The organism is Paenibacillus sp. YIM B09110 (assembly GCF_037167145.1).
Lineage (GTDB): Bacteria > Bacillota > Bacilli > Paenibacillales > Paenibacillaceae > Pristimantibacillus.
The window spans coordinates 106,633-120,998 of the sequence record NZ_JBANSP010000004.1 but is presented as its reverse complement, the minus strand read 5'-3'; the positions used below and the strand labels follow the sequence as shown (position 1 = coordinate 120,998).

At 52.5% G+C, this 14,366-nt stretch carries 11 protein-coding genes; all 11 read left to right on the top strand.

All coding sequences use genetic code 11. The features are described from left to right. Positions 1 to 171: 171 nt before the first annotated feature. Positions 172 to 1,089, top strand: a complete 918-nt coding sequence (locus V8F51_RS07265; protein ID WP_337099506.1) for a cation diffusion facilitator family transporter — start codon at positions 172 to 174, stop codon at positions 1,087 to 1,089. Between the two features lie 37 nt (positions 1,090 to 1,126). Next, positions 1,127 to 3,139, top strand: a complete 2,013-nt coding sequence (gene recJ, locus V8F51_RS07260) for a single-stranded-DNA-specific exonuclease RecJ (protein WP_337099505.1) — start codon at positions 1,127 to 1,129, stop codon at positions 3,137 to 3,139. Positions 3,140 to 3,190: 51 nt separating this feature from the next. Continuing rightward, complete coding sequence (locus V8F51_RS07255) at positions 3,191 to 3,721, top strand: adenine phosphoribosyltransferase (protein ID WP_337099504.1); 531 nt, start codon at positions 3,191 to 3,193, stop codon at positions 3,719 to 3,721. A 399-nt stretch (positions 3,722 to 4,120) separates the two neighbouring features. Next, positions 4,121 to 6,301, top strand: coding sequence for a RelA/SpoT family protein (locus V8F51_RS07250; protein WP_337099503.1), 2,181 nt, complete (start codon positions 4,121 to 4,123; stop codon positions 6,299 to 6,301). Between the two features lie 162 nt (positions 6,302 to 6,463). Then, positions 6,464 to 6,907, top strand: a complete 444-nt coding sequence (dtd, locus tag V8F51_RS07245; protein WP_337099502.1) for a D-aminoacyl-tRNA deacylase — start codon at positions 6,464 to 6,466, stop codon at positions 6,905 to 6,907. 90 nt (positions 6,908 to 6,997) lie between these two features. Beyond that, on the top strand, positions 6,998 to 7,159 hold the full coding sequence (locus V8F51_RS07240) for a hypothetical protein (protein ID WP_337099501.1): 162 nt from the start codon (positions 6,998 to 7,000) through the stop codon (positions 7,157 to 7,159). Positions 7,160 to 7,986: 827 nt separating this feature from the next. Further along, positions 7,987 to 9,246: a histidine--tRNA ligase gene (gene hisS, locus V8F51_RS07235; RefSeq protein WP_337099500.1), complete on the top strand. Its 1,260-nt coding sequence runs from the start codon at positions 7,987 to 7,989 to the stop codon at positions 9,244 to 9,246. 60 nt (positions 9,247 to 9,306) lie between these two features. Further along, positions 9,307 to 11,118, top strand: a complete 1,812-nt coding sequence (aspS, locus tag V8F51_RS07230; protein WP_337099830.1) for an aspartate--tRNA ligase — start codon at positions 9,307 to 9,309, stop codon at positions 11,116 to 11,118. 33 nt (positions 11,119 to 11,151) lie between these two features. Further along, positions 11,152 to 11,907, top strand: coding sequence for a tRNA threonylcarbamoyladenosine dehydratase (locus V8F51_RS07225; protein ID WP_337099499.1), 756 nt, complete (start codon positions 11,152 to 11,154; stop codon positions 11,905 to 11,907). Beyond that, a complete protein-coding gene (locus V8F51_RS07220) occupies positions 11,904 to 12,575 on the top strand; it encodes a YdeI/OmpD-associated family protein (protein WP_337099498.1) in 672 nt (223 codons plus the stop codon). The genes V8F51_RS07225 and V8F51_RS07220 overlap by 4 nt, the downstream gene beginning before the upstream one ends. A 311-nt stretch (positions 12,576 to 12,886) precedes the next feature. Next, positions 12,887 to 14,197, top strand: a complete 1,311-nt coding sequence (locus tag V8F51_RS07215) for a replication-associated recombination protein A (protein WP_337099497.1) — start codon at positions 12,887 to 12,889, stop codon at positions 14,195 to 14,197. Positions 14,198 to 14,366: the final 169 nt, after the last annotated feature.

Below are 14,366 nucleotides of genomic sequence, written 5' to 3'. Positions count from 1 at the left end.
ACAAAGCAGCGGTTAGGTTTGCGCAAGCGAGCCTAGCCGCTCGCCTCGCTTATGAGGCTGCAAAAGGAAAAAGTCAATGCTTACGAAGTAAGTTTTGCTTCGCAAAACTTTAAGTTAATGCTTACGAAGTAAGTTTTGCTTCGCAAAACTTTTTAGGAGGGTGCAGGTGCCATGTCAACCGCACAGCGATATGCACAAGCAGAGGCCGAAGGATGGTCCGGCTTATGGGGACACATGCTGCTTACAATTATAAAAGGCGTTGTCGGCTGGCTGTCGGGCAGCAAAGCGTTGCTTGCTGACGCATTCCGCTCGGCTGCCGAGGCTGCGGGAGCTTTTGCCGCGCTGTCAGGCTTGCGCGACAATCGTCTGCGTAAGGAAAATAAGAAGACGATATCGACGAGTACGCAAGTGTCCGGCTCGAGTACTGGTGCACGAATTTTAATGTCTGTCCTGCTGCTCATTATCGGTTTGGAGATTGGTATCTCGGCCATCCGCGAATTAGTAGAGGGAGTTGTTGATGCGCCTCACTGGAGCGCGCTTGTGGCGATTGCTGCGGGCTGGCTTTTCAAAGAGCTGTTCTCAGCACAGAAGGAGAGGCATTCCGGTCTGTATTGCTCGCTCGCGGCCTTTATTGGTGCCGGTGCGGCAATGGCCGGGAAGGCGCTGGACATTTCTGCGCTATATTATTTTGACCCGGCGGCGGCGCTCGTCATAGCCGTTATTGTCGTATACAACGGCTTCCAATTGGTACAGGCAATCGCTCGGAAGGACGCCAAGCAAGAGGCTCATGAAGAAGATCCGGATGAGCTTATGCAGCTCATTCAACGGGTGGAAGGTGTCGTAACGGTTGAAGCGCTGCGCGCTAGGGAACATGGACATTACGTTGTTGCTGATGTGGTCATTAGTGTTAATCCGCGGATTACCGTGCTTGAAGGACAGGAAATAGCTAAGCGTGTAAAGCAACTGCTGATGAAACGATTTTTGCATCTGACTGATGTATCTATATATGTAGAGCCGTACGATCCAGGATATCCGTACAAATCGAATCATGATCCGAATCAGGAGCAGGTGCCAACGCTGCTGCAATAATGGCTGTGAGCAGACAGCGGAAGGGGGAAGCTTGAAAATGATCCATAGGAAGACAAGATGGGAGATCGCGCCATGGAGCGAGCAGGACGAACGCCAAGCCGGTCTTATAGCGGAGGCGCTTCGCGTACCGTCTCTTGTTGCGAGACTGCTTGTCCAGCGAGGTCATAACAGCCCTGAGGCGGCAACGCGCTTTATTAACGGAGGGGAAGAACATCTTCACGATCCGTATTTGCTTCTAGGCATGGATAAGGCTGTGGAGCGCATTCGAGCTGCCGGAGCTGTCGGGGACAAAATTCGCATATACGGCGATTACGATGCCGACGGCGTCTCAAGCACATCGTTGCTTATCTATTTATTTCGTCATTTAGGCTATCATTTTGATTATTATATTCCGCATCGCGCATTGGAAGGGTACGGTATGAACCGCGCGGCAATCGCACTGGCGGCCGAGGAAGGCGTTAAGCTGATCGTTACGGTCGACACCGGCATAAGCGCTTATGAAGAGATCGAATACGCGAAGGAGCTCGGTATAGAAGTAGTAGTAACCGATCATCACGAGGCACCCGAGCGTATTCCGAACGCGTATGCGGTCGTTAATCCGAAGCAGCAGGGCTGCGGTTATCCGTTCAAGGGGCTTGCAGGCGTCGGCGTAGCGTTCAAGCTTGCTACGGCGCTATTGGAGCGCCCGCCGCTTGAATGGACCGATATTGTCAGCTTAGGCACGATTGCGGACTTAATGCCGCTAGTCGATGAGAATCGCATCTTTGTCAAATATGGCTTAGAGCGGATTCGCTCCGATGCGGGTGTCGGCTTCCGAGCGTTGTCTGAGGCTTGCGGCATTGAGCTTGATGTCATGACGTCAACGTCTGTCGCCTTCGGTATCGCGCCGCGTATCAATGCGGCAGGACGCCTCGATCATGCGAAGCGGGCCGTTGAGCTATTAACGACGACCGATTACGATACAGCTATATTAGCCGCATCGGGTCTCGACAGCTTAAATAAGGAACGCCAGCGTATTGTAGAATCGATGGTAAAGGATGCCGAGCTTCAGTGGCTTGCAAAGTGCGCAGCGGCGGAAGAGTCAGGCAAGCCTTCGCCATCGGTCATTGTGCTTGCAGGGGAAGGCTGGAATGTCGGCGTAATCGGCATCGTAGCTTCGAAGCTGCTCGAACGGAATTATAAACCGGTAATCATACTCGGTATCGATGAACAGTCAGGTATGTGCAAAGGGTCGGCTAGATCGATAGAAGGTTATGATCTGCACGCTGCCTTGACGGAATGCGAGCAATGGCTCGATCATTATGGCGGACATCAGGCCGCCGCTGGCATGAGCCTGCATCGCGACAATCTGAAGGCGTTCGAGCAGAGGTTATGCGAGCTTGCGGAAACATGGCTTACCGAAGAGGACTGGATCCCGAAGACGGCAGTCGATGTTGTATGCAAGCTGGATGACGCATCGTTAGAAACGGTCACGCAGCTTGCTCAGCTTGAACCATTCGGGATGGGAAACCTTTCTCCGCGGTTGTTGTTCCAGTCGGTCGAGCTTGCAGAGAAACGAACGATAGGCAAAGAGTCGAAGCATCTGAAGCTGCTGCTCGGAAGCGGCAGAAAGCTGCTTGACGCCATTGGCTTCAGCATGGGACCGATATCGGAAGGGTTGGATCCGGGCTGTTCGATCGATATCATCGGGGAATTATCGATCAATGAATGGAACGGGAGACGCAAGCCTCAGCTTCAACTGCAAGATCTTCATTACCAAGCGGTAGAGAAAAAGAATCAGTTCCCCGAACGGGAGCAGTTTATTATTATATACCAGCAGCTCAAGAAGCTAGGCAGCGCTCCGCTTGACGGCTTAGTCGCCAAGCTTGCAATCCAGCATCGAATGCCTCGCGAGACGATAGAGCTAATGCTGGACGTCTTCGAGGAGTTAGCTTTCATTGAACGGCGAGACGGCTTGATGAACGCGGCATTGTCTCCTAGCAAGCGGGACTTATCCACTTCAAAACGCTATACGGATGCGCGAGAAATTGCCATGTTGCAGAAAGCGTAGATTATGTTAGGATAGAACAGTGATACAAGGAATAGAAAGGGTTGACGGTTCGTGTCGAATACAGAATACAACTTTAAAGATTATATAAGGGTAATCCATGATTTCCCGCAGCCAGGCATTCGTTTCAAGGATATTACGACTTTGCTTAAGGATGGCGGCGCTTATCGCGCAGCTATTGAAGAAATGCGCAAAGCCGTTGCTGATATGAAGATCGACATCGTTGCAGGTCCTGAAGCGCGCGGCTTCGTGGTAGGAGCTCCGCTTGCGCTTGCGCTAGGCGTAGGCTTCGCCCCTATTCGCAAGAGCGGCAAGCTGCCGGGCGAGACGATTACGGCAAGCTACGACCTCGAGTACGGCAATGATCAACTTGCTATGCATAAAGATTCGATTGAGCCGGGTCAGCGTGTACTGATTGCTGACGATCTGCTTGCGACGGGCGGCACAACTGCGACTTCAATCAACCTTATTCGTCAGCTTGGCGGAGAAGTTGTGGGAGCTGCATTCTTGATCGAGCTTGCATACTTAACGGGACGCGAGAAGCTGGAAGGCATTGATGTATTCTCGCTTATGACCTATAACTAACGACCAACCCGCTGCCCGCAGCGGGATCAACCGCCACTCTCGCTGCCTTATGGACGCGGGAAGGGCGGTTTTTGCCAATAATAGAGGAAATTAGCAGTGGCAGCTGTTTACGCTGAACAGTTGACGCAATGCTGTAGTTACAGGCATAATATTAGAAAACTCGGAAAACGCATGGGCAGTCCTCAACTGCGATGCTTTCGATAGAATTACCGACATTATATTCACAGCATAAATTTCATCGCGAAACGAGCTTCCGCTGATATTCAGCTTCAGCCGTTTACGCTTTAAATTTATTGGTGATTGGATCTCCGGTATCACCATCACAGCATAAATTTCATCGCGAAACGAGCTTCCGCTGATATTCAGCTTCAGCCGTTTACGCTTGGAAAGGGAAGTTTCATGGGCATTGAGCAATTACTTGAGAAGGCATCCGCCTATATGAAAGAGCAAGACCTCATACGCATTCAGGAAGCCTATGATTTCGCGGAACAAGCCCATCACGGACAAGTTCGAAAATCGGGAGAGCCCTATATCCTTCATCCGGTTACGGTTGCAGACATCCTTGTGGATATGCAGATGGACGTGCTGTCGATTATCGCAGCGCTGCTTCATGACGTTGTAGAAGATACAACGGTTGATTTGCAGACCGTGCGCGCGAAATTTGGCGAAACCTGTGCGATGCTTGTCGACGGCCTTACGAAGCTGGAGAAAATCCGTTTCCAGTCGAAAGAAGAGCAGCAGAACGAAAATTATCGCAAAATGTTCGTCGCCATGGCGCAGGACATTCGCGTTATCTTGATTAAATTGGCGGATCGTCTTCATAATATGCGGACGCTTAAATTCCAGTCCGAGGAGGCGCAGCGGCGGATCGCTTACGAGACGCTCGAGATCTTCTGCCCAATCGCGCACCGGCTCGGTATTTCGGCGATCAAATGGGAAATGGAAGACATCGCTCTTCGTTATTTGAATCCGCAGCAATATTATCGCATCGCCAATTTGATGAAGAAGAAACGGGCTGAACGCGAGCAATTTATTGAGGATGTCATCTCAAGAATTACCGAGAAGCTCGATGAAATGGGTATTGAAGGCGATATTTCGGGCAGACCGAAGCATCTGTACAGCATTTACAAAAAAATGACCAGCCGCAACAAACAGTTCAACGAAATTTACGATTTGATGGCTATTCGGATCATCGTCGACAATATCAAGGACTGTTATGCGACGCTGGGCATTATTCATACGCTTTGGAAGCCGATGCCGGGCCGCTTCAAGGACTATATCGCTATGCCGAAGGCCAATATGTACCAATCGCTTCATACGACGGTCATCGGTCCTAACGGCGAGCCGACCGAAGTACAGATTCGTACATGGGAAATGCATCGGACGAGCGAATACGGTATCGCGGCGCATTGGGCGTACAAGGAAGGCTCGATTGTACCAGGCGGAAGTTTCGAGGATAAGATGACGTGGTTCCGCGAAATTTTGGAGCTTCAGCACGAAGCGCGTGATGCATCCGAATTTATGGAATCGCTCAAAATGGACTTTTTCGCCGATTTATTATTCGTATTTACACCGAGCGGAGAAGTAATTGAGCTGCCTGCGGGCTCCGTTCCGCTAGACTTCGCATACCGCATTCATACGGAAGTCGGAAACCGTACGATTGGCGCGAAAGTAAACGGAAGAATCGTTCCGCTTGATCATAAGCTTAAGACCGGCGATATTGTCGAGATTCTGACCTCCAAGCATTCGTACGGACCGAGTCAGGATTGGGTGAAGATCGCTCAGTCTTCCCATGCAAGAAGCAAGATCAGGCAATGGTTCAAGAAGGAGAAGCGCGAGGAGAACGTGGCGAAGGGCCGCGATCTGCTGGAGCGCGAGCTGAAGCGTCTTGGTCTTGAGCCGTCTGCTTGGCTGAGCGAGGATAAGCTGCAGGATGCTGCTGGCAAGTTCGCATTCAACGATATTGAGGATATGATGTCGGCCATCGGCTTTGGAGGCATAACGGCAGCACAGATCTGCACGAAGCTGACGGAGAAGATGCGCAAGGAAGCCGAAGAGGCGAATCTGATCGAGCTGACAAGCGAGCCGAAGGAGCTTAAGTCTCCCGGTGCGAAGAAACCGCGCCCGAATCATGGCGTTACGGTGAAAGGCATCGATAACCTGCTCGTTCGTTACGCACGCTGCTGCAATCCTGTGCCTGGAGACGCGATTGTCGGCTATATAACGCGCGGGCGCGGCGTATCCGTTCACCGCATGGATTGCCAAAACATCCCGTTCGGCATGGACGGTGAAGAAGCGGAGCGCGTAATTGAGGTCGAGTGGGAAGAATCGACGGACGCCAATTACAGCGTTGACATCGAGATCACCGGTCATGACCGCCGAGGTCTGCTGAACGAGGTGCTGCAGGCGGTATCCGAGAGCAAGACGAATATTTCCGCCGTGACAGGCCGTTCGGTCAAAAACAAAATGTCGCTCATCCATATAACGGTGCTCATCCGCAACATCGATCATCTGTCATCCGTGGTCGAGCGCATTAAGCGAGTGCAGGACATCTATTCCGTGCAACGGACGATGCAATAAACGAAGGAGCGTCAGCATACATGCTTGTGTGCTGGCGTTTTACATAAAATATAGGAGTATAAATTTCACTCTTATACATGCGCCTATATTTCATCCGCGAAACGTTAGCATACGCCGCCAAAGGACGGCGATAGCCGTTTACGCTTGTGGGGGATTAGTGAAGTGAGAGTCGTCGTACAACGAAGCAAGCAAGCGAAGGTAGTTATTGATGGCGAGACCGTAGGAGCAATCGACTTTGGTCTCGTGCTGCTGGTAGGCATTACGCACGAGGATACGATTGACGATGTGAAATGGATGGCTGACAAAGTGGCGGGACTGCGTATTTTCGAGGACGAGTCGGGCAAAATGAATCTAGCCGTAACCGATATCGGCGGACAGCTGCTGTCGGTATCGCAATTCACCCTGTATGGGGACTGCCGGAAGGGGCGGCGACCGAACTTCATGGCGGCAGCTAGGCCGGAGCAAGCGGAGCCGCTGTATGATGCGTTCAACGTTGCGCTGCGTGAACGCGGGCTTAAAGTCGAGACTGGACGTTTCGGCGCGATGATGGACGTGGAGCTGATTAATTCCGGACCGGTGACGCTTATTTTGGAGAGCGGCGCTTAAATGGTGCAGGAGCGGGCAACAATAAGCATGATACGGCGGCTTGCCGAAGGCGGGCGGCTTTAATATGTGAATTGGAGGAAGATACCGCTTATGCATCAATCACGCAAGGAGCAAGGGATAGAGCGCGCGATGAGAAGGCTGCTTCATCCGGATCGACGGGAAGCGAGAGCGATGGCCGAGCTGGAAGAGGATGTAGAGGCGGCCGAGGAGTGGGCAGGATTTCCCCAGCATCCGCGGCGCGACAATCCTTAGCTTCGATGAAACAGTGAGGCTGACTCACTAAAAGGTGAAGGTGATTTCACTATATTATGCAAATGACGATTGCTTAATCGAGTTAGTGAGGTAAATCTCATTACCCATGAAGCTAGGTTCACGGGAAGTTAGGTTTGCCTCACTGCTTGTGCGAGAAACGAAGCAGGCGGTCGATTTGAATGAGGATGGCATCAGAAATAGTGAGATTTGCCTCACTTCTAGATGGTTTAGACAAGGCATAGATTACAGTGGCAAAGGTTCGTCGTAAAAACGCTTACGAATTTGTAATATTACTGTAATCAATCTCTAACTTTTTCTTAACACTGCTGTCCTATAATAAACCTCGACCCCCTTTTTTAAAATATATTTTACTTTTGGACCTACAACTCGTTTGTAGGTTTTTTTCTTTGTATGGGCAGCATAGATAAGAGCCGCTTGACTTTACACGTCGCGACAGGTAAAATAAGTCCTCAGTATAACTAAATTGGATTTGTTGATGGGAAAAAGTAATTCTTCTCGTATACCCAGAGAGGGACGCCACTTGGCTGCAAGCGTCCTTATAACGATTGAATGAACAGACCTCCCGGAGAACAGACAGTGAACCTTGTAGTGCGCAAGCTATCAAGCTTGACCTCACGTAGAAGTAGCTGGCTGCGGCTAACGGACGTTAACCGTTTTGAAGCGAGTCACCTTCCATTAGGAAGCGGCTCGGAATGTGGGTGGTACCACGGGAGATACACTCTCGTCCCTTTCGGCGCAAGCCGTTAGGGCGAGAGTTTTTTTGTGTTTAAATGAGCAAATGACTAACAATGGCAGGGGGCTTTACAATGGCATTTCAAAAATCTCCGGGAACGCAGGATATTTTGCCGGGCGCGGTGGAGAAATGGCAGTACGCGGAACAGAAGGCCCGCGATATTTGCCGCCGGTATAATTTTCGCGAAATAAGAACGCCGATCTTCGAATCGACGGAGTTGTTCCAACGCGGTGTCGGCGAGACGACGGATATCGTGGAGAAAGAGATGTACACGTTCACCGATCGCGGCAACAGAAGCGTTACGCTGCGCCCGGAAGGAACGGCAGGCGTTGTCCGATCATACGTCGAGAATAAGCTGTATGGCGAGCCAGACGTAACGAAGCTCTATTATGTGGGGCCGATGTTCCGGTACGAGCGCCAGCAAGCGGGGCGTTACCGTCAGTTCCATCAGTTCGGCATCGAGGCGCTTGGTTCGGTAGATCCGGCGATTGATGCAGAGGTAATTGCGCTCGGCTACACATTCTACACCGAGGTTGGTCTGAAAGGCGTCCGCGTCGAGATCAATTCGGTCGGTACGCCAGCCGTTAGAGCGGTGTTCCGAGAGCGTCTGCTTGCTTTCCTGGAGCCGAAGCGGGAACTGCTTTGCAAGGACTGCCAGTCGCGCATTGATCGCAATCCGCTGCGCGTGCTTGACTGCAAAGTGGATCAGCAGCACTTCACGGACGCGCCGTCGATTTTGGACAGCTTGGACGAGGAATGCAGCAACCATTTTGACAAAGTAAAAATGTATCTTAGCGACATGGGCATCCCGTTCGAGATTAATCACAGACTCGTCCGCGGTCTCGATTACTACACGCATACCGCTTTCGAATACAAGTCGGAAGGCATTGGCGCGATCGATACGATCGGCGGCGGCGGCCGTTACAACGGTCTTGTCGCAGAGATTGGCGGTCCCGATCAACCGGGCGTCGGCCTCGGCCTTGGACTTGAGCGGACGATCATGCTGCTTGAGCATCAGGCAACCGAGCTGCCGGCGCTGAATGAGGTGGATGTATATCTCGTAGCGTTGGGCGAAGCGTCCGAGCGCGAAGTAACGAAGCTTGTCTATCAATTGCGTCAGCGCGGCGTACGCGCGGAGCGCGATTACCTCGGCCGTAAGATGAAGGCGCAGATGAAGTCAGCCGACCGTCTGCAAGCGAAGTTTACAGCTATCCTTGGCGACGACGAGCTTGCACGCGGCGAGATTGCGCTGAAGGATATGGCCAAAGGCGAGCAGCGCCAAGTCGCGCTGGATAAGCTTGCCGACGAAATATTGGGTACAAGCAACAATTAAATAGATGAACGATGGAATGAATTTATCACCCATTAGAAGAGGAGCATGAACATTATGACTATGATGTTAAAAACGCATAACTGCGGCAGCTTGACGAAAGCCGACGTAGGCCAATCGGTAATCTTGAACGGCTGGGTACAACGTCGTCGCGACCTTGGCGGCGTATTATTTATCGATCTGCGCGACCGCACGGGTATCGTACAAACGGTATTCAACCCCGATTTCTCCGGTGACGCGCTCGCAATAGCCGACCGTGCCCGTAACGAATTCGTTCTTGCCGTAGAAGGCAAAGTCGTAGAACGCGATCCGGAAACGTACAACGCGAACCTGGCAACAGGCGAGATTGAAATTCGCGTAACGAAGATTGAAGTATTGAACGCAGCGAAGACACCTCCGTTCCCAATCGAGGACGGCGTTGAAGTAGACGAATCGCTTCGTCTTAAATACCGTTACCTGGACCTGCGTCGTCCAGAGATGCAAAAAACATTGCTGCTTCGCTCGAAATCGGCTAAGATTTTCCGCGATTTCCTTGACGGCGAAGGCTTCATCGACATCGAAACGCCAATCCTGACGAAGAGCACGCCGGAAGGCGCTCGCGATTACTTGGTACCAAGCCGTGTGCATGAAGGCGAGTTTTTCGCGCTTCCGCAATCGCCGCAAATTTTCAAGCAATTGCTGATGGTCGGCGGCATTGAGCGCTACTACCAAATCGCACGCTGCTTCCGCGACGAGGATCTTCGCGCTGACCGTCAACCGGAATTCACGCAAGTCGACATCGAGACTTCGTTCCTGTCGCAGGATCAATTGCTGGCTCTTATGGAACAGCTTGCTGCTAAGCTGCTTCGCGAGACGATTGGCGTCGAGCTGGCGCTTCCTTTCCAACGCATAACTTACGCGGACGCTATGAACAAATACGGCTCCGACAAGCCGGATCTTCGTTTCGGCTTGGAAATTCAAGACATTACGGACATCGTATCGACGAGCGAAGTGAAAGTATTCGCAAGCGTTGCTGCTGGCGGCGGCGTTGTCAAAGCGTTGAACGCGAAAGGCTGCGCAAGCTGGAGCCGCAAGGAGCTTGATGATCTACAACCGTTCGCGGCACGCTACGGCGGCAAAGGTCTTGCTTGGATCACGGTGAAGGACGGCGAATGGCGCGGTCCGATCGTGAAGTTCTTGAAGCCGGAAGAAATCGCGGCATTGACAGAGCGTCTTCAAGTCGAAGAAGGAGACTTGCTTACCTTCTCCGCCGACAAGAAAAAAGTCGTTGCCGACGTGCTTGGCAACCTGCGCCTGAAGCTCGGCCGCGACCTAGGTCTGATCGACGAGTCGCAATTCAAATTCGCATGGGTCGTTGACTTCCCGCTGCTTGGTTATGATGAGGAAGCGAAACGTTATGTTGCGGAACATCACCCGTTCACGCGTCCGAACGAAGAGGACATTCATTTCTTCGATACCGACCCAGGACAAATCCGCGCTCAAGCGTACGACCTTGTTCTGAACGGCTACGAAGTAGGCGGCGGTTCGATGCGTATCTACAAACGCGACGTGCAGGAGCAAATGTTCAAAGCGCTTGGTTTCTCGATGGAAGAAGCGCATGAGAAATTCGGCTTCTTGCTTGACGCGTTCGATTACGGAACACCTCCACACGGCGGTATCGCCTTCGGCTTCGACCGTCTCATCATGTTGCTTGCCGGACGCACGAACCTGCGTGAAACAATTGCCTTCCCTAAGACGGCAAGCGCAACGGATCTGCTCTGCGATGCGCCTTCCGAGGTGGAATTGTCGCAGCTTGAGCAGCTTCATATTCGTACCGTGCTTAAGCCAAAGCCGGCACCGGCAGCAGTTGGAGCAGCAAAGGAACAAGGCGAATAATAAACGAGGATTAGCAAAGGAGGCGGCAGCTGAATGCTTCATCAATTTTCACGTACGGAGCTGGCGATAGGACCTGAAGGGCTCGAGCTGATGAAGGGGAGCACGGTTGCCGTGCTCGGCATCGGCGGCGTAGGCTCGATCGCGGCTGAGGCGCTGGCGCGTACCGGCGTCGGCCGCATTATTCTGATCGACAAGGACGTTGTCGATATTACGAATATCAATCGGCAGATTCATGCTTTGACGACGACAGTCGGAGAGCCGAAGGCAGATTTGATGCGCGACCGCATTAAGCTTATTAATCCGGAATGCGAGGCCATTTCGCTGCGGATGTTCTATACGGAAGAGACGTATGAGCAATTGTTTGCTTATCCGCTCGATTACGTTGTGGATGCATCGGATACGATTTCGTACAAAATCCACTTGATCAAGCAATGTCTGGAGCGGAAGATACCGCTCATCTCCAGCATGGGCGCTGCTAATAAAATGGATCCGACGAAGTTCCAAGTCGTCGACATCTCCAAGACGCATACCGATCCGATAGCGCGCGTCGTTCGCACGAAGCTGCGCAAGGACGGCATCAAGAAGGGCGTTAAGGTCGTATTCTCGTCCGAGCTGCCGAATAAGCCTCGCGAAGATGTTACGCAGCGAATCGTGCCGGAGAACGCGCCGGAAATTCGCAAAGCGCAGCAGCCGCCGGCAAGCAACGCTTTCGTTCCGCCAGTTGCCGGACTTATTATGGTCAGCGTTGTCGTTAAGGATATGTTGGAGGCCGGAGGCATCAAGGTATGAATGCGGAGCTCGTCAAGAAGCTGCGCCTAAGTTCCGAGATGGCAGTGCTCGTCATTCAGCCGCCCGATAGCAGCTATTTGACGGAGCTTGGCTTATCCGAGCGGGCTGTGGAGGCTGAGGCTGGCGAAGGGCATTACGATTACGTCCTGCTGTTCGCCAGCACACTCGCCGATCTGCAGGCGAGAGGTCCGTCCGTGATTCGCTCGCTTAAGGAAGACGGCATGCTTTGGATCGCGTATCCGAAGGGGACGTCGAAGATTAAGACCGATCTGAACCGGGATACGGGCTGGAAGCTCATGCAGACGATGGGGATGGAAGGCGTTGCGATGATCTCGATGGACGATACGTGGTCGGTCATGCGCTATCGCTCCGCATCTGCTGTCAAGAAGAAGCCATCGAACGCGAAGAAATCTGCTGCCGCTTCTGTGACATCGGCGGTGCAATCCTCTTCGATCCAGGCCGAGACTGTAATCCCTGAGGATGTAGCCGCAGCGTTCGGCCAGTCGCCGGCAGCCGAGCAGTTCTTCGGAACGCTGACTGCTGCCATGCGCCGCGATTACGTCAATTGGGTAACGGAAGCGAAGCGCGAGGATACGCGTACGAAGCGGATTGCCTCGATGATCGAGAAGCTGGAGCACGGCCTGAAGCGTCCGACGGACAAGCTTTAAAATGAGAAAGGACCATGACTTAAACGGCTAGTGCCGCTTAGGTCAGTGGTCCTTTTTGTGTCTGTAAGGGCACATATGCTCTTACAGACACAGTAACATTCCCGACCTCCCGCTGTAAGCTCATATATGCGCTTACACGCAGTCTATAGTGTGCTCCAACCTATACATTTGCTTTGTAAGTGCACATGTGCCCTTACAGACACCGTAACATTCTTAATCTCCCGCTGTTTGCCGCAACGCTGGCGAACAAATGTGCTTGTATGCTATGATCGAGCTAATAGATTAACAGGTGGAGAAGGTAGAGGGACAACATGGACTTATTTTCATACCAAGAGGAAGAAGCGCCGAGGGCCAGGCTGCTGGCTGATCGAATGCGTCCGCAGACGCTGGATGAATATATTGGACAAGAGCATATTGTGGGAGAGGGCAAGCTGCTGCGCAGGGCGATAGAGGGCGACCAAGTGTCATCGATCCTCTTATACGGTCCGCCGGGATGCGGCAAGACGACGCTGGCTCATATTATATCGCTGAAGACGGCAGGAGATTTTGTTAAGCTGAATGCGGTCGATGCGTCGGTGAAGGATGTGCGGGAGGTTATCGACCGTGCCCGAGTAAGCAAATCGATGTACGGCAAGAAGACGATCCTGTTTCTGGACGAGGTGCACCGGTTCAACACGTCGCGTCAGGACGCTCTGTTGCCTGCGGTGGAGCAGGGCATTATTATTTTCATAGGGGCGACGACGGAAAATCCGTTCCATCATGTGAACGGCGCTTTGCTGTCGCGCTCGACGCTGTTTCAATTGGAGCCGCTAGGCGAGGAGCATGCATACGAGGCGATGCGCCGGGCGCTCGTGGATCGCGAGCGCGGCCTCGGCTTCATGACGTTGCATGCCGATGAGGAAGCGCTGCAGCATATCGCTTCGATGGCCGGCGGCGATATTCGCCGGGCGCTCAATGCGCTTGAGCTGGCGGCGGTGACGACGCCTTCCGAGCCCGACGGCTCGGTGCGCATTACGCTGGAGGTTGCGCAGGAGTCAGTGCGCAAGCCGTCCATACGCGCCGACATGTCTACGCAGTATGACGTGCTGTCGGCGTTTCACAAGAGCGTGCGGGGTTCTAGCGACGCAGCGCTGTTCTGGTTCTTGTACGCGGTAGAGAAGCTGGGCATGGACCCGATGACGTTCATTCGGCGGCTTATCGTCGCGTGCAGCGAGGACATTGGTCTTGCGAACCCGCAGGCGATGATCCAGGCAGTGACGGCGATGGACGCCTATCACAAGATCGGCTGGCCGGAGGCGAAGTACAATATCTCGCAGGCAATTCTATTCGCGGTCGAGAGTCCGAAATCGAACGCCACAGCGATCGCCATCGGCAATGCAACCGCAGCGATCGAGCGGGCGGGCAATGCCGAAGTACCGCTGCATCTGCGCGATACGCATTATAAGGGCGCACTGCAGCTCGGGCATGAAGGGTACAAGTATCCGCATGATTACCCGAACCATTACGTGAAGCAGCAGTACTTGCCCGACGCTTTGCACGGAGCTGCTTTCTATAAAGCAACTGACCAAGGCACGGAAAACAAAATACAACAAAACCAAAATCATCGAAAATCGTCGCAATAAAAAATTTTGGAAAATCCGATTGACGCTGGAAATTTTATATGATACCATTCAAAACATACTAATCCACTAGGAATAAACGGTATACCGGTTAACCGGAGACCCTATCTAATCAGATAGCGCGTCTTCGGTTTTTTTATTTTATTAACGCAATTGAACGAGGAGGCAGACC

Excerpts from the sequence above, each read along its gene's own strand:
- V8F51_RS07220 (WP_337099498.1), top strand. The coding sequence starts at position 11,904 with ATGAATGCGGAGCTCGTCAAGAAGCTGCGCCTAAGTTCCGAGATGGCA.
- recJ (WP_337099505.1), top strand. The coding sequence starts at position 1,127 with ATGATCCATAGGAAGACAAGATGGGAGATCGCGCCATGGAGCGAGCAG.
- aspS (WP_337099830.1), top strand. The coding sequence starts at position 9,307 with ATGATGTTAAAAACGCATAACTGCGGCAGCTTGACGAAAGCCGACGTA.
- V8F51_RS07265 (WP_337099506.1), top strand. The coding sequence starts at position 172 with ATGTCAACCGCACAGCGATATGCACAAGCAGAGGCCGAAGGATGGTCC.
- hisS (WP_337099500.1), top strand. The coding sequence starts at position 7,987 with ATGGCATTTCAAAAATCTCCGGGAACGCAGGATATTTTGCCGGGCGCG.
- V8F51_RS07225 (WP_337099499.1), top strand. The coding sequence starts at position 11,152 with ATGCTTCATCAATTTTCACGTACGGAGCTGGCGATAGGACCTGAAGGG.
- V8F51_RS07240 (WP_337099501.1), top strand. The coding sequence starts at position 6,998 with ATGCATCAATCACGCAAGGAGCAAGGGATAGAGCGCGCGATGAGAAGG.
- V8F51_RS07215 (WP_337099497.1), top strand. The coding sequence starts at position 12,887 with ATGGACTTATTTTCATACCAAGAGGAAGAAGCGCCGAGGGCCAGGCTG.
- V8F51_RS07250 (WP_337099503.1), top strand. The coding sequence starts at position 4,121 with ATGGGCATTGAGCAATTACTTGAGAAGGCATCCGCCTATATGAAAGAG.